General features: G+C 40.6%; 19 protein-coding genes, 1 tRNA gene and 1 riboswitch. Of the genes, 14 read left to right on the plus strand and 6 right to left on the minus strand.

The features are described 5' to 3' along the window. Positions 1-166 precede the first annotated feature (166 nt). Positions 167-2320: a GNAT family N-acetyltransferase gene (locus ABKW31_RS20860; protein ID WP_348618555.1), complete on the minus strand. Its 2154-nt coding sequence runs from the start codon at positions 2318-2320 to the stop codon at positions 167-169. Between the two features lie 66 nt (positions 2321-2386). Here ABKW31_RS20860 and ABKW31_RS20865 point away from each other — a divergent pair, with 66 nt between their 5' ends. The 9 genes from ABKW31_RS20865 to rimI all read left to right on the plus strand — a co-directional run bounded on the left by ABKW31_RS20865 (position 2387) and on the right by rimI (position 9054). Further along, the gene (locus ABKW31_RS20865; RefSeq protein ID WP_348618556.1) at positions 2387-2794 is read left to right on the plus strand and encodes a hotdog domain-containing protein; all 408 of its coding nucleotides are present in this window, start codon (positions 2387-2389) and stop codon (positions 2792-2794) included. A gap of 45 nt (positions 2795-2839) precedes the next feature. Continuing rightward, entirely contained in the window at positions 2840-3706 is an 867-nt protein-coding gene (locus tag ABKW31_RS20870; RefSeq protein WP_348618557.1) for a hypothetical protein, read from the plus strand. Positions 3707-3815: 109 nt separating this feature from the next. After that, a riboswitch (TPP riboswitch) is annotated at positions 3816-3920 on the plus strand. Between the two features lie 53 nt (positions 3921-3973). Beyond that, on the plus strand, positions 3974-6067 hold the full coding sequence (locus tag ABKW31_RS20875) for a TonB-dependent receptor plug domain-containing protein (protein WP_348618559.1): 2094 nt from the start codon (positions 3974-3976) through the stop codon (positions 6065-6067). A 63-nt stretch (positions 6068-6130) separates the two neighbouring features. Beyond that, entirely contained in the window at positions 6131-6388 is a 258-nt protein-coding gene (locus ABKW31_RS20880) for a hypothetical protein (RefSeq protein WP_348618560.1), read from the plus strand. Continuing rightward, entirely contained in the window at positions 6388-7011 is a 624-nt protein-coding gene (gene pnuC / locus ABKW31_RS20885) for a nicotinamide riboside transporter PnuC (RefSeq protein ID WP_348618561.1), read from the plus strand. The genes ABKW31_RS20880 and pnuC (ABKW31_RS20885) overlap by 1 nt, the downstream gene beginning before the upstream one ends. A gap of 3 nt (positions 7012-7014) precedes the next feature. Then, on the plus strand, positions 7015-7797 hold the full coding sequence (locus tag ABKW31_RS20890; protein ID WP_348618563.1) for a phosphotransferase: 783 nt from the start codon (positions 7015-7017) through the stop codon (positions 7795-7797). 112 nt (positions 7798-7909) lie between these two features. After that, a tRNA-Trp gene (locus tag ABKW31_RS20895) sits at positions 7910-7985 on the plus strand. A gap of 60 nt (positions 7986-8045) precedes the next feature. Continuing rightward, positions 8046-8582 carry a DNA polymerase III subunit psi gene (locus ABKW31_RS20900; RefSeq protein WP_348618564.1) on the plus strand — a complete coding sequence of 179 codons (537 nt, stop codon included), beginning with the start codon at positions 8046-8048 and terminating at the stop codon, positions 8580-8582. Further along, entirely contained in the window at positions 8569-9054 is a 486-nt protein-coding gene (gene rimI, locus ABKW31_RS20905; protein WP_348618565.1) for a ribosomal protein S18-alanine N-acetyltransferase, read from the plus strand. Before ABKW31_RS20900 ends, rimI begins: the two co-directional genes overlap by 14 nt. 77 nt (positions 9055-9131) lie before the next feature. Here the strand turns inward: rimI and ABKW31_RS20910 are convergent, their stop codons facing one another. The 4 genes from ABKW31_RS20910 to ABKW31_RS20925 all read right to left on the minus strand — a co-directional run bounded on the left by ABKW31_RS20910 (position 9132) and on the right by ABKW31_RS20925 (position 11021). Then, positions 9132-9386: a helix-turn-helix transcriptional regulator gene (locus tag ABKW31_RS20910; protein WP_348618566.1), complete on the minus strand. Its 255-nt coding sequence runs from the start codon at positions 9384-9386 to the stop codon at positions 9132-9134. Between the two features lie 280 nt (positions 9387-9666). Then, positions 9667-9960, minus strand: coding sequence for a hypothetical protein (locus ABKW31_RS20915; RefSeq protein WP_348618567.1), 294 nt, complete (start codon positions 9958-9960; stop codon positions 9667-9669). Positions 9961-10044: 84 nt separating this feature from the next. Then, positions 10045-10755 carry a hypothetical protein gene (locus ABKW31_RS20920; RefSeq protein WP_348618568.1) on the minus strand — a complete coding sequence of 237 codons (711 nt, stop codon included), beginning with the start codon at positions 10753-10755 and terminating at the stop codon, positions 10045-10047. Next, entirely contained in the window at positions 10755-11021 is a 267-nt protein-coding gene (locus ABKW31_RS20925) for a helix-turn-helix domain-containing protein (protein ID WP_348618570.1), read from the minus strand. The genes ABKW31_RS20920 and ABKW31_RS20925 overlap by 1 nt, the downstream gene beginning before the upstream one ends. 313 nt (positions 11022-11334) lie before the next feature. Here ABKW31_RS20925 and prfC point away from each other — a divergent pair, with 313 nt between their 5' ends. From prfC to lysS, 5 genes are all read left to right on the plus strand, one after another. After that, a complete protein-coding gene (gene prfC / locus ABKW31_RS20930; protein WP_348618571.1) occupies positions 11335-12912 on the plus strand; it encodes a peptide chain release factor 3 in 1578 nt (525 codons plus the stop codon). A gap of 53 nt (positions 12913-12965) precedes the next feature. Next, positions 12966-14702 carry an arginine--tRNA ligase gene (gene argS, locus ABKW31_RS20935; RefSeq protein ID WP_348618572.1) on the plus strand — a complete coding sequence of 579 codons (1737 nt, stop codon included), beginning with the start codon at positions 12966-12968 and terminating at the stop codon, positions 14700-14702. A gap of 61 nt (positions 14703-14763) precedes the next feature. Further along, on the plus strand, positions 14764-15336 hold the full coding sequence (locus ABKW31_RS20940) for an NAD(P)H-dependent oxidoreductase (RefSeq protein WP_348618573.1): 573 nt from the start codon (positions 14764-14766) through the stop codon (positions 15334-15336). Between the two features lie 153 nt (positions 15337-15489). After that, a protein-coding gene (prfB, locus tag ABKW31_RS20945) for a peptide chain release factor 2 (protein WP_348618574.1) occupies positions 15490-16588 on the plus strand; the annotation gives its coding sequence in 2 pieces (ribosomal slippage) (positions 15490-15564 and positions 15566-16588; 1098 coding nt in all). A gap of 31 nt (positions 16589-16619) precedes the next feature. After that, positions 16620-18161 carry a lysine--tRNA ligase gene (gene lysS, locus ABKW31_RS20950; RefSeq protein WP_348618575.1) on the plus strand — a complete coding sequence of 514 codons (1542 nt, stop codon included), beginning with the start codon at positions 16620-16622 and terminating at the stop codon, positions 18159-18161. Positions 18162-18178: 17 nt separating this feature from the next. Here lysS and pnuC (ABKW31_RS20955) read toward each other — a convergent pair whose 3' ends face one another. Next, positions 18179-18814, minus strand: coding sequence for a nicotinamide riboside transporter PnuC (gene pnuC, locus ABKW31_RS20955; protein ID WP_348618576.1), 636 nt, complete (start codon positions 18812-18814; stop codon positions 18179-18181). Positions 18815-18905: the final 91 nt, after the last annotated feature.

Consider the following 18905-nt stretch of genomic DNA (forward strand, 5'->3'; position numbering starts at 1 on the left):
ATATAAGCAAGCATCTAACTTAGTTTAATTAAAACAACGATTGACAGTATTGAGGGAGTCCATATAAGGACACAGAGGCTGCGCCCACTGAGAAAAGCGAATAGATGTTAGGATATTCTACGAGTGCTCACTTTGTGTACCTTGCGGTGCAAACTGTCGCTGCTGCTCAGTGTTCAAGTGTCGACGCATGGGCAGAGCGTTTATTAAAAGTGATCAATAGGCCTATGGCAGTCCTGATGTTTTCTTCTATTTCTTTTTTACCTTTGAGGGCGTATTTTTTGCTGATTTCTATGTTGGTAACGTTTTGCAGTAATACCGCTACTAACAATAGAAATTGAGTATTCGTGAGTGTTGATGCGGTGTTGTGTAGTTGAGCAATGAAATAGCTTTTTAATAATCTTTTGCAGCTTACTAATGGTCGAGTGCCGGCATAAAACTGCTCAATAATCTCAATTGAAGTGAATTCATTGGCAAAGTTTAGGGGGCATGCCAGTAAAAGTTCACTTAGCACTTGGGTCTCAAATTGCTGCAAAGATTTATCGGCTTGATAAAGTAGCTCTGCTTGAAATTCATGTTGCATCGCTAATAAAAATTCTTCGGCAGGTAAGGTTAAGGGTTTGATCAGTTGCGCACTGTGTTCGCCACTGGATACCTCGGATTGCTGGCTAAGATTAACAACACTAAAGCCCGCTTTTTGCCAAAATCTAAGCAGATCTAAGTTGAGACCAAAAGAACTACTTAACACTGAGATATTATTGCTTTGCGCGCTAACGGCAATGTAATTGATTAATTGTTGGCCCATTCCTTGTGATTGCAATTCTTCTGCGATGGCAATGCGCGTGATACGCCATTGTGTTAACTCGCAAAAAGCACCTTGGGCATACTGAAGAGCAAGATTTTGTGCCAATAAGTGACCCTTCACACGTCTAGCGCCTGTGGCGATTTTTTGATTTACTTCAGCTAAAAACGGGCCGCCTTCTTCAATAATCAGAGCAACGCCCAATATGTGTTGATTTTGTTTGATCACAAAACAATGTTGCTCAGGCGAGTCAAACAGTCTGACTAAGTCATCGGGACTGGTTTGGTAATGCGCATTAATTAATAATTGAAAAATAGCCTGAGTCTGAACTAAGTCACCGATTAGTTGTTGTTTACTTATGCGACAATATTCAACTTTTTCATTGCAAACCTTCATCTCAGGTGCTGGCGGTGATGCCATAAAAAACACGTCAAACCATAAGGCCTCAAGGTAATCCCCACATAACCAACGCCGTGGCTGATGTAATTGCAAGCTTTTGAATTGTGGTTTGTGTTGTTTTAAATACTGTTTTACGCGTAGTTCAAAACCACGACCACTGCCTTCATAACCGTGCAAAGTGGTGCTAAAAACAATACGTGAAAATCTATCAATGACTTGCATCAGAAAATGAGTTGGCAATGCAGCTGCTTCGTCGATAAAGAGGATGTCGGCGCAATGTTCATTTTGCAGTAAGTCATCAATGGCGCAGTAAGTGAGGCTTCCCGTGTCTGATTCAAGCTGATTTTTGCTTACTTTTAGGTTGTGAATATTAATTTCGGCATGATGAAAAACACGCTCAATGGTGGCAGGAGAGGGAGCGGTAATAATAATATTTTTTCCATAGGTATTGATCAACTCGGCGGCCGCTAAACCTAGTGCCGATGATTTACCTCTGCCGCGATCGGCACTCAAAACCAAGGGGCGATTTCTATGACCGGTTGCCACTTTAATAATCGCTGATATCGCTGCTGATTGTTCATCAAATTTATCTTCCTCAAAGCTAATTTGTTGTCTTGAAGAAGGAATTTGGGTGATTGAGCCCCTAAATTCGGTCGGAGTCAACCATGCGACATTGGCATCTGCTTGTAGTTTGCTCGTAAGTATCTGAATAAACGAGCTTGTTGTGAAAGACGACAAATAGCCAAAAGACACCCTATTTTGCCATTCTGGATCGAGGTAGGTCGGCCAGTCTTCAATACTTGGGCAAATAATAACCATTAGTCCACCGGCACGCACTACACCACTGAGGGCAATAACGGCATTGGCTCTAAAACCAGAATAACAATTAATCAGTAAGTGTTGATATTCTTGTCCCAGAAATTGGCGATACTGTTGACTATTACTGCTGTTCTGCAAGCCCTCACTGTTACCAATCCACAGCAACAACGATGACTCGGCTAGTAAGGTATTAGCTTGTTCAATAGCCCATCGCTCTGGTCCACTTATCAGCAATAACTGACGGTGAACGGTAATTTGTGCCCTTTGATGTAACCAAGGTAGTATTTGATTGTACAATTTCACTGATATTAGGTCTTATGGATGTATAATAGCGCCTGCTAGTTTATGCAAAGTTTACAAGGAATACGAATGCGCTTTTTATCCCGCCGATTAGTGATGCCCAGTGATCTCAATTATGCCAACTCATTATTTGGTGGTCGCGCCTTAGAATGGATTGATGAAGAAGCGGCTATCTATGCTATTTGTCAGTTAGAAACGAACGTACTGGTTACCAAGCATATTGGTGAAATCAGTTTTGAATCCCCTGCGATGGTGGGCGATGTTGTTGAATTTGGTTTAACCACAAAAAATGTTGGTATTACCTCTATTACCGTCAGTTGTTTGGTTAGAAATAAAATCACCAAAAAAACTATCTGTCTTGCCGATGATATCGTGTTTGTGAAACTTGACCCTGAAACTCGTTTACCCGTCGCTCACGGTAAAACATTGGAACAACTAGAAATTCAAACAAAACAAGAAATCAGTAGACTCGTCTAAGTGTTTAGTATTATTTTGTAAAAGCGCCAAATTGGAATCCAAATAATGAAGCAAAAGGGAATGAATATTGTGATGAAAGTACTTGTACTTACAGGGGTTTTATTGGCGACAGCATGCAGTTCAATGGCATCAGACAGACCAGGCTATACCTTAATTAAAGAATTTATTTTACCGCCTGAATTGGCAGAAACGTCAGGATTGTTCTGCCCTGACCAGAACACTATTTATACCTTAAATGATTCGGGCAATGAGCCAATTGTTTATAAGTTAAATTTAGTCGGCGAAATTGAAAATAAAATAAAATTAGATATTAAAAATAGAGATTGGGAGTCGCTCACCGGTGATGAGCAACATTTCTATATTGGTGATATTGGCAATAACAATGGCAAACGTAAGTTTGTAGAGATTCATGTAGTAGACAAAGATACATCTGCGACAAAGATTAAACGCAGCCTACAGATTTCTTATGCCGACAATTCGATTGAAAAAAATGAATACCTCAATCATGATTTTGATGCAGAAGCGCTAGTCAGTGTTGATGATGATTTAATGCTTTTTTCAAAGAGCTGGCAAACCAATGACTTACATATTTATAAATTGAGTAAAACTGAGTTAAAGCAAAAAATTGAGCCTATTGTCACAGTAGAAGGCTTACCCGGTATTATTACTGGCGTAGATTATAATGCTTTAACCAAAGAATACGTGCTAGTCGGTTATAGTTTGTATGGCTTGGGTAGTTTTTCTCCGTTTATTGCTAAAATGGACAGGCGCTTTAATTTGTTGGCAAGTTACCCTTTAGCTGGTTTTAATCAAGTGGAAGGTGTGTGCGTTAGTCCAAATGGCGAAGTATGGATCAGTCAAGAAAGTTCGTTTTTCTCCACACAAAAATTAGCCAAATTACAACTTCGCTAATTTGGTAAGATAATGAATTAGTTATAAATAATGCTAAATTGTCTGGTCTATTCGCTTGCGCAGCAAAATTAGACTGTTAGACTACGCAAGCTATTTGGTTATTATTAAATAGTAAGCCAAGGGGTGCCGCAAGGCTGAGATGTGTTTTTGTAAAGCACGAACCCTTACACCTGATCCGGATAATACCGGCGTAGGAATGGTAAGACAACATATCCCCATTGACCTGCCGTAATGCCGGATCTTTTCAAATATAGCTGAAGAGATCCTATGATAAATTCAAAGAAAAACTTACTTAATTTAACTATTTCAAGCTTGTTGCTTAGTGCTGCTTTTACAGTGACAGCCGAAGACGAAATCGAGCGTGTTTTAGTCTATGGTGCATTAACCACAACACCTTTGTCTGAGTTGGCCACTAGCATTGATGTGATATCTGCTCTTGCTATTCAGCAGCGTCATGCTCAACATTTAGATGAAATTTTAAATCGTGCTGCGAACGTTAATTTTGCGACAGGAGCGAGCCGTGGGCGTTTTGTGCAAATTCGCGGTATTGGTGAACGTAGTCAGTTTGTTGACCCGATCAATCCTTCGGTAGGTTATTTAGTCGATGGCATCAATTATTCAGGATTGTTGGCCGGTGCTAGTACTTTTGATATTGCCCAGGTAGAGATATTTAAAGGCCCCAATAGTGCGCGCTTTGGTGCTGATGGTTTAGCGGGCATGATTAATGTTATTTCTACCCCTACCAGTGAACAAACAAGTGTAAATTTTCAAGCTGGACTCGCTAATTACAATAGCTGGAATCTGGGTGCTGCTGCGGGTGGGGCATTAAGTGACGCTGCCAATTTCCGAATTTCAGTTCATCAGAACAGCAGTGATGGTTTTATAGAAAATGTGTGGTTAGGGCGCAATGATACCAACAACCAAGATGAATTCACCGCTAGAGCACAAATTGATTGGCAAATAACAGCCGACTTAGGCCTTAATACCACGGTTCATTTTGTTGATGTTGATAATGGTTACGATGCTTTTTCATTAGATAGAAATCGCACAACCCTATCTGATCAACCAGGCTTTGACAGACAAAAAAGTCAAGCATTGGCAATGACTGCTGATTACCAAGGGATGAGTTGGGCAAATCTGCAACTTCAAGCCACTGCTCTGGATGCAGACCTTGCCTACGGTTATGACGAAGACTGGAGTTATGTTGGTATCGCTCCAGATTGGGAATATTCGTCTACCGACGAGTATTATCGAACACGCAAAGATAAGAGTATAGAGGCCAAACTGAGCAGCAAGTCTAGGGTCGATAATGCCTGGTTGGTTGGTTTTTATTATGCTGACAAAGACGAAGATCTTGAACGTTTTTATACCTACAGTGATATTTTTTCTAGCCAAGTCCAAAGGCAAGATAGCGCTTTGTTTGCACATTATAAGTATGTATTAAGTGATACGCAGTGGTTAACAACAAGTTTGCGACTCGCATCTCAATCCTTTGATTACTTAGACAGTAAAGCTATTGAGCAACACTTAGACCACGACGATTGGGGGGCAGAACTTAGTTATCATCAGCAGGTTAACACCAATACCATGCTCTACCTTAGTGGATTACGTAGCTATAAAATGGGCGGTGTTAATGGGCAGGCATTAAGTAAAGCCTACGATGAGGGACTGGCATCCTTTCAACAAATCCTCTTAGACAACCCTACGTTTGGTGCAGAATCTTTGCTAGGTACTGAATTTGGCGTTAAAGGGACCAATAACGACGGCAGTTTAAGCCTTGATTTTAACGTGTTTTATCAATGGCGCGAAGATATCCAATATAAAAATTCTTTTGTGCAAGATCAGTCGTTTGTTGATTTTTACGACAATGCGGCCAGTGGCACTAATTACGGTATAGAAACCAATATTACTGCAATACTGTCTGACGATGTTGCTACATTTTTAAGTATTGGTTGGCTCAAAACGAACATTAAAGATATTACCCGTCGTATTGGTGATGAATTTGAAAATCTTAATAATCGCGAGCAAGCCCATGCACCAAGTTATCAGATTAATGCTGGTATCAACTGGCAATTGAATGAGAATATCACTTGGTTGATAGAAGTGGATGTTAAAGATAATTTTTATTATTCATTTAGTCACGATCAACGCTCTGACAAACAGACCATTGTGCACAGCAATTTGAGCTACCAGTTAGGTGATTGGCTATTAAGTGTTTATGCACGTAATATTTTCGAGCAAGAATACGCCAATAGAGGTTTTTATTTTGGTAATGACCCAAGAGACGAATATGCGACTCATACTTACGAACAATTTGGTGAGCCGCGCCGCCTCGGTGTGAGCCTTAAGTACGATTTTTAAACAATATTGCGAGGGTGAGTCAAATGGACTTACCCTGATATTTATTTTTCTTAGGATTGCAAAATGAAACTGGTTGCAGAAATTTCTTTATATCCATTAAACCTCGATTATATCCCACCTATTCAAGCTTTTATTGATAGGTTAAATACCTATTCCCAACTTGAGGTACATACGTCGACGACAAACACCATAGTGAGTGGAGATTATTTAACCACTATGCAGATTCTGGCTGAAGAGATGCAAAGAAGTCACCAAGAAATTGGCCAAGCTATATTTGTGTGTAAATTTCTAAATGGTGACAAAATGAGTTCGCAAGATTGATGGAGCAAATTGTCAATCTGCTATTACAGCAACTAAGTAATCAGTCATGGTTGGAAGTTGTCGCAGTGATTTTAGCGCTATTTTATGTTTGGCTTGCGGCTGAGCAGAGCATCTGGTGTTGGCCTTGCGCTTTAGCTAGCACCGCACTTTATACCTATGTATTTTGGGAAGTGACGCTACCGTTTCATGCCATGCTCAATGTTTATTATTTGCTGATGGCTATTTATGGTTGGCAGCAGTGGCAAAAGAACAGTGGTCAAAATGACAGTATTCAAAGTTGGCCGGTGAGAAGTCATATATGGTCTATTTTTTTGTTAACTGTCCTGAGTCTTATAATAAGCGCAGTTGGCTCATCTATATTTGATACCGAGTATGTATATCTTGACGCCTTTATTACGGTATTTAGCGTTTTCACCACGGTCTTAGTGGCACGTAAAGTAAGAGAAAATTGGCTGTATTGGATTGTCATTGATGCGGTAGCCGTTTATTTATACTTTGCAAAAGGCTTGGTACTTACGGGGTTGTTGTTTGTTATCTACAGCTTGTTTGCAATATACGGTTATATGCAGTGGAGCAAAAGCAAAGTGGATAATTATGACCAATCTACGGCAATTAAGAATTAAGCAGTGGATAGTAAAATAGCCAGTGTCATTGATGAGTTACTGCCTATATTGGGCGAGGGTTTAAGTCTAAGCCCTATTCAAGGCGGAGCCGTTAACCTTAGCTTTTGTGTTAAACAGCATGAACAAAATTATTTCCTGAAATTGTTTGATGCTCAAAGTGCGGATTTACTCGATCGGCCGCGTTTATTTTTACAGCAACAATGTTTAGCTAAGCAAAATTTGGCGCCTGCACCGATATATTTGTCAAAAAAATCTGAGTTTCAGTTAGACCAATGGGTTGATCACCGCAGTTTGCAGCAAAGTCAGTTGAGTAATGTCGACAAATGTCGACGTTTAGCTCTTCAATTAAATAAAATACATCAAAGCGACATTATTTTAGCCAAACTTGACCTGCACAAAGACTGGCTGCAATATTTGCACAAAGGTAATGTACAGCTGAGTGTTTATCAACAAACAGAGCTCCAAGGGTTGTTAGAGCAGTGGCAGCAAGAGTGTGAGCAATGTAGTGTCTTATGCCATAATGATTTATCTTTCTCACATGTGCCGCTAGACGAGGATGGGGTAATTTTTGATTGGGAATACGCAGGACACAATAGCCCTTATTTTGATATTGCCTCTTGTTGTACAGTAAACCGGCTTGATGAAGCTGATAAACACATTCTCATTCAGGAATATGCCAAACTCGGTTTGTTGGATCCGCAGTTAGTTAACGCCAAAGTGTCCAATATGCTACCTTTGGTCAATAAAACCTATGAATTTTGGCAGCTCGCCTTCACCCAAATATGAGCTTATTTTAGTCTTTTTGCATAAAATATAAGCGTTTGATGTTTAGTTTTCAAATAGTCGCTTAAAAGCACTTTACCTTTATTTATGCATCAGTATAATTCAGCGGCTCAGCAGGGGTGTAGTTCCAATGGTAGAACAGCGGTCTCCAAAACCGATGGCTGGGGGTTCGAATCCCTCCACCCCTGCCAATTTCCCACGTGTTATCTTCTACTTATCTCTTCGCTAGTTAATGTTATGCTTATCATCCATTGAAAAATCGTTATGGAGACAGTTTAGTTGCTATGTTATCTGATTATCAACGTGCAGTATTAACAGAACTCGGTGTTATGTGTTGGCAATCCCAGCAGCAAGCCGCAACAGACTTAAATGTGAGTAGTGAGCAGGCCAAAAGAACGTCGTCCCATGCCGTTCCTCATGCGACTGAGATCAATAAAGCTGCGGTACAAAGCAAAGCACTGGAAAAGCTCAGTCAACTAAAGCAAAAACAAGAGAGTGTCTCCTACACAGATCAGGTTATTTGTTTATTCGATTTAGCAGAGCCTTTACCTATCTTGGTGCTCGATATACTTACTGCCATGGGCTTAGAAAGCATGCCCAAGTTGCAGTTAACGACTGAGCAAGTAAAGCAAGCTAAAGACTATGCCTTATGCTGGTCAATTTCTGATAAGACCCTCAGCTTATCTGCAAACAAATTAATGACGCCAGCCATTCAGATTTTAAGTGATGGTAAGTTGAAAAAGCAGTTATGGCGCTTAATTCAGCAAATGCCTAATGCAGCAACTTGAAAGCGCATCAGCCATGTTTGAAGTGATAACCGCTCAGAATGGGCAAACATCTTTCGAACTGCACAGCAAAGTTCAGTTTAAACCTTGGTCCAAAGCGGTATTTTTTGACTGCTTGACTGCCCCTTATTTTGCTAATCAATTAAAAATATCGGAGCAGGTACAGGGTTATTATATTGGTTTGCAGGTTTTAGACGAAATCACATTAATGGACATTGCGGTAGATCCTGTAAAGCAGGGGCAGGGATTAGGTCGGCAAATTTTAATGCATTTTATTCAGCAGTGCCGTATGCGTAACGGTGCTGAAATTTGGTTAGAAGTTCGCGAGTCTAATAGTGCGGCACAACACTTATATACCAACTCTGGTTTTGAACTGATTGAAAAGCGTAAAAAGTATTATCAAACTGAAACGGGGACTGAGTCAGCTATAATCATGAAGTTGTCTCTAAGCGACAAAATGGATCAATCGCAATAAAGTGTTACTCAGGGAAACGGATGATGGTGTTAACGGAGCAATATGAGCCAGTTGCTCCGTCTAACCAGGTTCAAAACTTAACGCCTTGCTGCACCAATATTTAATGGCTCGCTGCTATCTTGTCTATCAAGGGCCAATTTTACGAATTTAGAAGAGTTAAAGTTACACCCTACGCACATCGCAATAAATTGATTCATACCAGGACTACCAACATTCTTTTCCCAGTTTTCGTAAGTTTTACGGGTTTTAACATTGGCTAATTTAGCCATTTTTACCGTAGTTAAACCTGCTTCAAGACGCATTTTTCTTAGATCACTGCCAGTAATATACATATTCATTCCTATTTATAAGTGAAACAACAATAAAGACATTTCGATTTCTTTTTGGCTCTATTTTCTTTTTCGCGCTTAGTGTAGAGCAACAATTGTGGATTGAACTCCACATGGTAAAAAAAAACGGCTTAATTAGGTAAATTATTGAAACTTATAGGTAAATAATTTTCTTACTGGCTATGAGAAGTAAAAGATACAAAGTCCCACTGACTCAGTGAGACATTTTGCTATGCAAATTTAATATGCCTAATTTAAGCTTAGGTAGAGTGAGGAGGAGACTTTAGGCGAGTTGCACAGGAGGCTTTTGCTGTCCTTTGCTCATGGTCAGTAATACCGGTGGTTTTTGCTGTCCTTTGCTCATGGTCAGCAATACCGGTGGTTTTTGTTGTCCTTTGCTCATGGTCAGCAATACCGGTGGTTTTTGCTGTCCTTTGCTCATGGTTAGCAATACCGGAGGTTTTTGTTGACCTTTGCTCATGGCCAAGTATTGGTTTTCATATCGAAATGTGGATAAAGTGCTAGTAGGTGAAATGAGTGCAGCAGAAATAAGTATAGTTGTAACAAGTAGTTGCATAAAATGTCCTCTTATAATGGTCATTGATTAAGGCAAAATTTTCGCCCAGACCATTATGTACATTTTATGTTCAGATGTAGAGTTTTAAGCTTTTAATAATCTCGGCAGTAAGTGCTTATAACTTTCATTAAAGGTGGCCCATATTGCAAACATGCCAATAGCATGCATTAAAAATGGGTAAGAGTAGTAGATGAAAAGCACATTTGAATAACCTAGAATATGCCTTGCTAGGTATTCAAGTAAGGCAGCAGACTGGATAATGACTGTGGTGCCCATAAGCCGATAAATAATCCAATCTAGTTGGGTTGAAGATGCCTTCAAAGGGAAATATTTATCAACCAAAGCGAGTCTAGAAAATATCAGATAACGACTGAATAAATTGCTGATCATTAACGTGACGTGCCAGTAAATTTCTGGTGCGGGATAGTCAACGATATACCAGTAAATTTCAGCGCTTATGACTAATACCAATATTGCGGCAACACATTTTGCGATAGGATCAAAGCGTAAATAAAAAGTAACAGCGATCGCCAGTAAATATAATAACTCTTTAATAGTAATCGCATTTTCTAGGCCAAACCATGCCATCTCTTCGATGCAACGCTGCAGCAATATAATAAGCAGGACACTGACGATGTTAATATTGCGATAACAGATTACAGCGGTAAAAATCAGTATGCCGATAAACAAACGATCAAAAATATAAGCGTTACCAAAAGTCATGATTCCGCAAGCAACAAACAACCCTCCAAAAAGTGCAGTAAGTAACTGACGTATATAAACGCTGGCTAACATTAGCTAAGCTTAAAACCGAAATAATCCATGACTGCAGAAAAGAAAGACTCGCGTGTTTGTTGTGATGCTTTTTGTCGACAAACTGACCACCATTTACTGATAATCTCAACACCGATATTATTTATGGTTTCCGGTTTTTCATTTTCTATTGCAGAAACGGTCTCACGGCTAATTCCCACTCTTAAGGCCAGTTCTTCCTGAGTATATCCAGCTTCTTTGCGCAGGGCTTTAAGTTGGGCGCCACTAAATTTTTTATTATGTGACATAGCAATGATCTCATTTTATGGATTGACTGGATAATACGACAGGTAAAAAACTTACCTAGATTTTGACTATAAATTAATCTATGAATTGAGTAAACAAAAAACTGCGATAATTATATGTAGGGCAGGATAAGGAGGGGAGGGAGTCATTGGTTAAATTAGTCACATTTCACGAAATTAAGTGAGCTTGATTAAAAAACAAAAGCTTTGATAAAGAATGTTAATGCTTTTGCCACAGGGGGGGCTAAGTGTATAAATTCGTGTATAATCCGCGGCCAATTAGTATTTGAACCGCCATTTTTGAGTTTATCGTCCCATGACATATTTGCATGAAGTTAACAAACGCCGCACCTTTGCGATCATTTCGCATCCGGATGCAGGTAAAACCACTATCACTGAAAAAGTATTGTTATACGGCAATGCCTTGCAAAAAGCAGGTACCGTAAAAGGTAAAAAATCGGGACAGCATGCTAAGTCAGACTGGATGGACATGGAAAAAGAGCGGGGTATTTCAATTACTACCTCTGTGATGCAATTCCCTTACAAAGCTGCCTTGATTAATTTGTTGGATACGCCGGGACATGAAGATTTCTCCGAAGATACCTACCGTACTTTAACTGCCGTTGATTCTTGTCTAATGGTTATTGATGCCGCTAAAGGGGTAGAGGCACGTACCATTAAATTAATGGAAGTGACACGTTTACGTGATACGCCGATTATTACCTTTATGAATAAAATGGATCGTGATACCCGCGATGCTATTGATTTACTTGATGAAGTTGAGGATGTACTGAAAATAAAATGTGCGCCTATCACATGGCCTATTGGCATGGGTAAAGAATTTAAAGGGGTTTATCATATTCTCCTCGACGAAACCTTCTTATACAAAAGCGGTCAAGGTCACACCATCCAAGAAGTGCGTTCAATTAAAGGCATCGACAATCCTGAACTAGATAAAGCGATTGGCGTTTATGCTCAAGAACTGCGCGATATGTTGGAATTAGTCAAAGGCGCATCGCACGAGTTTAACCAAGAAGAATTTATTGCTGGTGAGTTGACTCCGGTCTTTTTTGGCACGGCCATGGGTAATTTTGGGGTTGACCATATGTTAGATGGTTTGGTGGACTGGGCGCCAATGCCACAGGGGCGCAAAACCAGCGAACGTGACGTAGTTGCCAGCGAAGAAAAGTTCAGTGGGTTTGTCTTTAAAATCCAAGCCAACATGGATCCTAAACACCGCGACCGGATCGCTTTTTGTCGCATCGTTGCCGGCAAGTACCAAAAAGGTATGAAGATGTTTCAAAGCCGTATCAGTAAAGAAGTGCGTATCTCTGATGCCTTGACTTTCTTAGCTGGCGACAGAGAACTTTTGGAAGAAGCCTATGCGGGCGATATCATAGGTTTACACAATCATGGCTCTATTCAAATCGGCGATACCTTTACATCGGGTGAAAATTTCCGCTTTGCAGGTATTCCTAACTTTGCTCCAGAGTTATTTAAACGTATTCGTTTGCGCGACCCCTTAAAACAAAAACAACTGTTGAAAGGTTTGATTCAGTTATCAGAAGAGGGGGCTGTGCAGTTGTTTCGTCCCCTGCAAAACAATGATTTGATAGTGGGTGCTGTGGGAGTATTGCAGTTTGATGTGGTGGTAGCCCGTTTAAAAGGTGAATATAACGTCGACGCTATGTATGAGCATGTTAACGTTTCAACCGCCGTTTGGGTTACCTGTAAAGACGAGCGTAAATTAGAAGAGTTTCGTAATAAAGCGGAGGCAAACTTGGCCTTAGATGGTGGCGACAATCTGGCCTACATTGCGCCCACCATGGTCAACTTATCACTTGCCAAGGAACGCTATCCCGAGATTGCATTCCATACGACCAGAGAGCATTAACGAGTAGCCAATTCCACCGCGGAATTTTAACCACATAAAGTGAACACAAAAGTATGAATTTACAACGTTTTTTATTAGATAAATTTAGACAAGCGGTGGCCAAAATAGGCGCGCCAACAGATACTGCTTTGCCCCTAAGTCGCAGTACCCGCCCAGAGTTTGGTCATTATCAATTTAATGGCGCGATGGCTCTGGCAAAGCGCATGAAGTTGCCACCTAGAGAGGTGGCACAGCAGATAATTGATGTTTTGGAATTATCAGATGAAGTCGAAAAATTAGACATTGCTGGCCCAGGGTTTATTAACATACATTTGAATATGCAGTGGGTAGCTTCATTATTAGAGCAAGCGGGTCAAAGTGAGCGCTTAGCAATTGAAGCCAATTTGCCACAAACTGTTGTGGTTGATTATTCTGCACCTAATCTAGCCAAAGAGATGCATGTGGGGCATTTGCGCAGCACCATTATTGGTGATGCCGTGACCAAAACCCTAGAATTTATGGGCAGTAAGGTAATACGTCAAAATCATATGGGTGACTGGGGTACCCAGTTTGGTATGTTGTTGGCGCATCTTAATGATAAATTGGCGGCTAATCAGGTCGCTGAAACCGCCCTTTCCGATTTAGAAGATTTTTACCGTCAAGCTAAAGTGCGTTTTGACAATGAAGACGGTTTTGCCGATAGAGCGCGCGAATATGTGGTCAGATTACAAAGTGGTGATGCCCAGTGTTTACAACTTTGGCAGAATTTTATCGACGTGTCGATTGCCCACAGTGAAGATGTTTACCGTAAGTTAAATGTGAGCCTGACCCGCAAAGATGTGATGGGTGAAAGTGCCTATAACCCTGATTTAGCTAAAGTAGTTACTGAACTAAAATCCTCAGGAATCGCTGTTGAAGATCAAGGAGCTCAGGTAGTTTTTCTGCATGAATTAGCAGATAAAGAAGGTACGCCAGCTGTTTATATCATTCAAAAATCAGGTGGCGGGTATTTGTATTCTACTACCGATTTAGCCGCTATCCGTTATCGTAGCAAGGTATTGGCTGCAGATAGAACATTAATTTTCACCGATGCTCGCCAAGCCTTGCATTTTAAACAAACGGAGTTAGTGGCGCGCAAAGCTGGATTTATTGCACCAGAGCAAAGTTACGAACATTGTCCCTTTGGTATGATGTTAGGCAATGATGGTAAACCTTTTAAAACGCGGACCGGCGGTACGGTTAAGTTAGCCGAACTGTTGGACGAAGCGATTGAAAGGGCAGAGAACCTGATTAATCAGCGTGAATCAGAATTAAGTGAGCAAGAGCGTAAAGATATTGCCCATAAAGTAGGTATCGGTGCGGTCAAATATGCTGATCTAAGTAAAAATCGCACAACAGATTATATTTTTAATTGGGATTCTATGCTCAGCTTTGAAGGTAATACTGCGCCTTATTTGCAGTATGCCTTTACTCGAGTCCAAAGTATATTTCGTAAAGCCGAACAGTATTTACAAAACAATGCGGCTAACATCCAGTTGCTTGAAAGCCAAGAAAAAGCCTTGGGCATTAAACTATTGCAATGTTCTGAAGCACTTAATCAAGTGAGCCAAGAGGCTACACCTCACGTACTTTGTACATATATGTATGAATTAGCCAGTTTATTTATGAGTTTTTACGAAGCTTGTCCGATATTAAAAGAGGGCATAAGCGATGACGTAAAAGGCAGTCGTTTGATGTTAGCTAAGTTAACGGCCAGTACCCTAAAACTCGGTTTGGACCTTCTGGGTATTGATACAATGGAAAAAATGTAGGTATAGTTCAGTGACTATGAATAGTAATACGATGATTTTTTACAAGATAAGGAGATAAGTGATGATCAGAATTTTGGCCTTTGCAGGCAGTGCACGTAAAGATTCATATAATAAAATTATTTTAAAAATCGCCGTGCAAGGAGCGATAGATGCGGGTGCCAAGGTAACCCTATTAGATTTAGCTGATTTGCCCTTGCCTTTGATGGATGAAGACTTAGAGAAACAATCAGGTATTCCCGCCAACGCATTAAAGTTTAAACAGCTATTAAAGGAGCACGATGGTTTTTTAATCGCTTCTCCTGAGCACAATAGTGCTTATAGTGCCTTATTAAAAAATACCATCGACTGGGCTTCAAGACGCGCTGAAGGTGAAAAACCGCTAGAAGGCTTTAGCCACAAAGTAGCAGGTATTATGGCAGCCAGTCCCGGTGCTTTAGGTGGCTTACGTGGTTTGGTACCCCTGCGTATGCTACTTGAAAATATTGGGGTTATGGTATTGCCTAACCAAAAAGCCGTTGCCAAAGTGTCTGCCTTGTTGACCGAAAATGGTATTATAGATGACGAACAAACCATTGCTGGTTTGAAACGTATTGGCAAAGAGTTAGTTGAAACTTTAGCTAAATTAAACCGCTAATTATTATCTTTTTCGCTTCGGTATTTACAATAAAGTGATTGCCGAGGCAGAACTTATATCTTAATTTATTTTGCCTCTGTCAAAAAGCTGTAAAATCCGCTAACATTCGCGCCCTAAAATCGTAATCAATTATGCAGCTTAGCTATCAATTTTATGTTTGAAATCAATCCAGTAATTAATACCCTTGCCGACGTCAGACTACGTGCAGAGTCACTTAGGGGGTATCTTTGACTACGACCTCAAAAAAGAGCGTCTAGAAGAAGTTAATCGTGAATTAGAAAGTGCCGACGTGTGGAACAATCCAGAACGCGCGCAAAATCTAGGCAAAGAGAAAGTGGCCTTAGAATTAGTGGTTGAAACCATTGATAATCTAAGCCAAGGCAGTGAAGACGTTGAGGGTTTGCTTGAGTTGGCGCAAGAAGCAGAAGATCAAGAAACCTTTGATGAAGCGCAAAAAGAACTTGAAGACCTCGTTGTTCAACTAGAAAAACTAGAGTTTAGGCGTATGTTTTCTGGCCCCAATGACATTAACCATGCCTATTTAGATATTCAATCTGGCTCAGGCGGCACCGAGGCGCAAGATTGGGCTAACATGATCCTGCGCATGTATTTACGTTGGGGTGATGCCCATGGCTTCAAACCTGAGTTAATGGAAGTGTCAGACGGTGATGTTGCTGGTATTAAAGGCGCCACGATTAAATTTACTGGCGAATATGCCTTTGGGTGGTTACGCACAGAAACCGGCGTGCACCGCTTAGTTCGAAAATCACCCTTTGACTCCGGCAATAGACGTCATACCTCCTTTGCATCGGTATTCGTCTACCCTGAAATTGATGACGATATTGAAATAGAGATCAATCCCTCTGATTTACGCATTGATACGTATCGTGCCTCTGGCGCGGGCGGGCAGCACGTTAACCGAACGGATTCTGCGGTGCGTATCACCCATTTACCCACCAATATCGTGGTGCAATGTCAAAGCGATCGTTCTCAGCATAAAAATAAAGATCAAGCCTTTAAGCAGTTAAAAGCTAAGTTATACGAACATGAAATGCACAAACAAAATGTTGAAAAACAAGCCATGGAAGACAGTAAATCAGATATTGGTTGGGGCAGCCAAATTCGCTCATACGTGTTAGATGATGCACGTATTAAAGATTTACGTACCGGCGTTGAAACCCGTAATACCCAAGCAGTATTAGACGGTGATCTTGATAAATTTATTCAAGCCAGCTTAAAGTCTGGTTTGTAAAAACGTAGCTAATTATATTTTAGGAAAGTCGATGACTGAACACCAACAAGACGAAAATAAACTGATCGCTGAGCGTCGCGCTAAACTTGCTCACATTCGCCAAACGTGCAAATCAAACGGTTTTCCCAATGACTTTAGACGGGAGTTTTACAGCGCTGATTTGCAAGCTGAGTTTGGTGAGCAGGAAAAATCTGAGCTCGAATCTTTAGGTAAAGTGGTGAGTATTGCTGGTCGAATATTGGCTAAACGTGGGCCGTTTCTGTTGTTGCAAGATATGTTGGGACGTATTCAATCCTATGCCTCAAAAGACACACAAGCCGACATCAAAACTCGCTACGGCAGTTTGGATATTGGCGATATTATTGGTGTAAAGGGCGAGTTGCACAAATCCGGTAAAGGTGATTTGTACGTCAATATGAGCGAGTATCAATTACTCACTAAGTCCTTACGTCCATTGCCAGAAAAATTCCATGGTTTAGCAGATCAAGAAACCAAGTATCGTCAGCGTTATGTCGATTTGATCACTAATCAACATACCCGTGATACCTTTCTTATTCGCAGTAAAATTGTCAGTGGTATTCGTAATTTCTTAACGCAACGCAACTTTTTGGAAGTTGAAACGCCGATGTTGCAGGTGATACCCGGCGGTGCAACAGCCAAACCTTTTGTGACCCATCACAACGCTTTGGATATCGATATGTATTTACGTGTCGCACCAGAGCTCTATTTAAAGCGCTTAGTGGTTGGTGGTTTTGAAAGAGTATTCGAAATAAACCGCAACTTCAGAAATGAAGGACTATCGACTCGTCACAACCCAGAATTTACCATGTTAGAGTTTTATCAGTCTTATGCTGACTATCATGATTTGATGGACTTAACTGAGGAAATGTTGCGCACATTGGCGCAAGACATTCTTGGCAGTGCGATTATTAAAAACACCGTCAAGGACAAAGAAGGCAATGTTGTGCTAGAAAAACATTACGATTTTGCTCAGCCCTTCGCGCGTTTGTCGATGAACGAAGCCATTATTAAATACTGGCCTGACGCAAATGTTGTGGCGATAAACGACCCTGAAAATCATCTAGCTGAGCTAAAAGCGATGGCTAAGCAACTGCGTATCAAAGAGCCTGCAGTCGATGGTATCTGGGGGGCGGGTAAATATCTGTGTGAAATATTTGAAGCCACCGCAGAAGAAAAACTTGACCAGCCTACTTTTATCACCGCTTATCCTTGGGAAGTATCGCCCTTGGCTAGACGCAATGATGATAATAGTTTTGTCACTGACCGTTTTGAGTTTTTTGTTGGCGGCCGTGAATTAGCCAATGGGTTTTCGGAGTTAAATGACCCTGAAGATCAAGCTGAGCGCTTTAGTAAACAAGTCGCTGAAAAAGATGCCGGTGACGACGAAGCGATGCATTTTGACGAAGATTATATTCGTGCCTTGGAATACGGTTTGCCTCCCACTGCAGGCGAAGGAATTGGTATTGATAGATTGGTAATGTTATTTACCGACAGCCCGACCATCAAAGACGTTATCTTGTTTCCACACATGAAGCCAGAAGCGGCAGAGTAATCCGGCGATAATAATCCCTAGACCCTTCTGGGTTTAGGGGCTTTTTGCAAGCTGTCTTGTATATCCTTGGCGTAAAGTTGTCGCCAATTGTAATAGCCATAAATAGCCAGCAGCATTCCACTTAAGAATAACGCAATAGTAACTGTCTCTCCCGTTCGCCAATAAATGACTAAAGAAATAGCATTAATTAGCAACCAATATATCCAACTCTCCATTACACGAAACATCGTTAATGCTGAAGCCAATAAACTGGCAAAAAATAGCCAAGACTCAACAAAAGGGTGGGTTTCGCTAAACCAAGGTGCCAGTAAATAACGAAAAACGATGGCAAGACCAATAATGGCTATCATTAGTTTTATATTGTTTTTTGCAGACAGACTGACAAATAAGCTGGTCTGGTTTTTACCTAAAGGTCTTAACCATACCATCCAGCCATAAACAGCGATGAGCATATAAATAATATTGAGAAGAACCTGACTATCTATTTTTAAATAGATAAAGATAAAAGTGTACAAAAATGCACCCATAAAACCGGCTAACCAACACCAAATATTTCCGCGTGCGGCTAAATACATATACAGTAAAGTAAAGAGTATCGCTGAAAATTCGGTTAAAGGATGTGATGCAAATGTAAGTAAAATAGAATGTTGCAAGAATCTGCCTCTATTGTTGGGGCTTGGTTACTTTACAGGGCTTTAGTGTAGATGACTCCAGAGCAACAATCCAAAGCTTTGGCTACTTAAT

Source organism: Paraglaciecola sp. 25GB23A (assembly GCF_040012495.1).
GTDB lineage: Bacteria > Pseudomonadota > Gammaproteobacteria > Enterobacterales > Alteromonadaceae > Paraglaciecola.

Excerpts from the sequence above, each read along its gene's own strand:
- ABKW31_RS20865 (WP_348618556.1), top strand. The coding sequence starts at position 2,387 with ATGCGCTTTTTATCCCGCCGATTAGTGATGCCCAGTGATCTCAATTAT.
- ABKW31_RS20870 (WP_348618557.1), top strand. The coding sequence starts at position 2,840 with ATGAAGCAAAAGGGAATGAATATTGTGATGAAAGTACTTGTACTTACA.
- ABKW31_RS20875 (WP_348618559.1), top strand. The coding sequence starts at position 3,974 with ATGATAAATTCAAAGAAAAACTTACTTAATTTAACTATTTCAAGCTTG.
- ABKW31_RS20880 (WP_348618560.1), top strand. The coding sequence starts at position 6,131 with ATGAAACTGGTTGCAGAAATTTCTTTATATCCATTAAACCTCGATTAT.
- pnuC (WP_348618561.1), top strand. The coding sequence starts at position 6,388 with ATGGAGCAAATTGTCAATCTGCTATTACAGCAACTAAGTAATCAGTCA.
- rimI (WP_348618565.1), top strand. The coding sequence starts at position 8,569 with ATGCAGCAACTTGAAAGCGCATCAGCCATGTTTGAAGTGATAACCGCT.
- ABKW31_RS20910 (WP_348618566.1), bottom strand. The coding sequence starts at position 9,386 with ATGTATATTACTGGCAGTGATCTAAGAAAAATGCGTCTTGAAGCAGGT.
- ABKW31_RS20915 (WP_348618567.1), bottom strand. The coding sequence starts at position 9,960 with ATGCAACTACTTGTTACAACTATACTTATTTCTGCTGCACTCATTTCA.
- ABKW31_RS20920 (WP_348618568.1), bottom strand. The coding sequence starts at position 10,755 with ATGTTAGCCAGCGTTTATATACGTCAGTTACTTACTGCACTTTTTGGA.
- ABKW31_RS20925 (WP_348618570.1), bottom strand. The coding sequence starts at position 11,021 with ATGTCACATAATAAAAAATTTAGTGGCGCCCAACTTAAAGCCCTGCGC.
- prfC (WP_348618571.1), top strand. The coding sequence starts at position 11,335 with ATGACATATTTGCATGAAGTTAACAAACGCCGCACCTTTGCGATCATT.
- argS (WP_348618572.1), top strand. The coding sequence starts at position 12,966 with ATGAATTTACAACGTTTTTTATTAGATAAATTTAGACAAGCGGTGGCC.
- ABKW31_RS20940 (WP_348618573.1), top strand. The coding sequence starts at position 14,764 with ATGATCAGAATTTTGGCCTTTGCAGGCAGTGCACGTAAAGATTCATAT.
- lysS (WP_348618575.1), top strand. The coding sequence starts at position 16,620 with ATGACTGAACACCAACAAGACGAAAATAAACTGATCGCTGAGCGTCGC.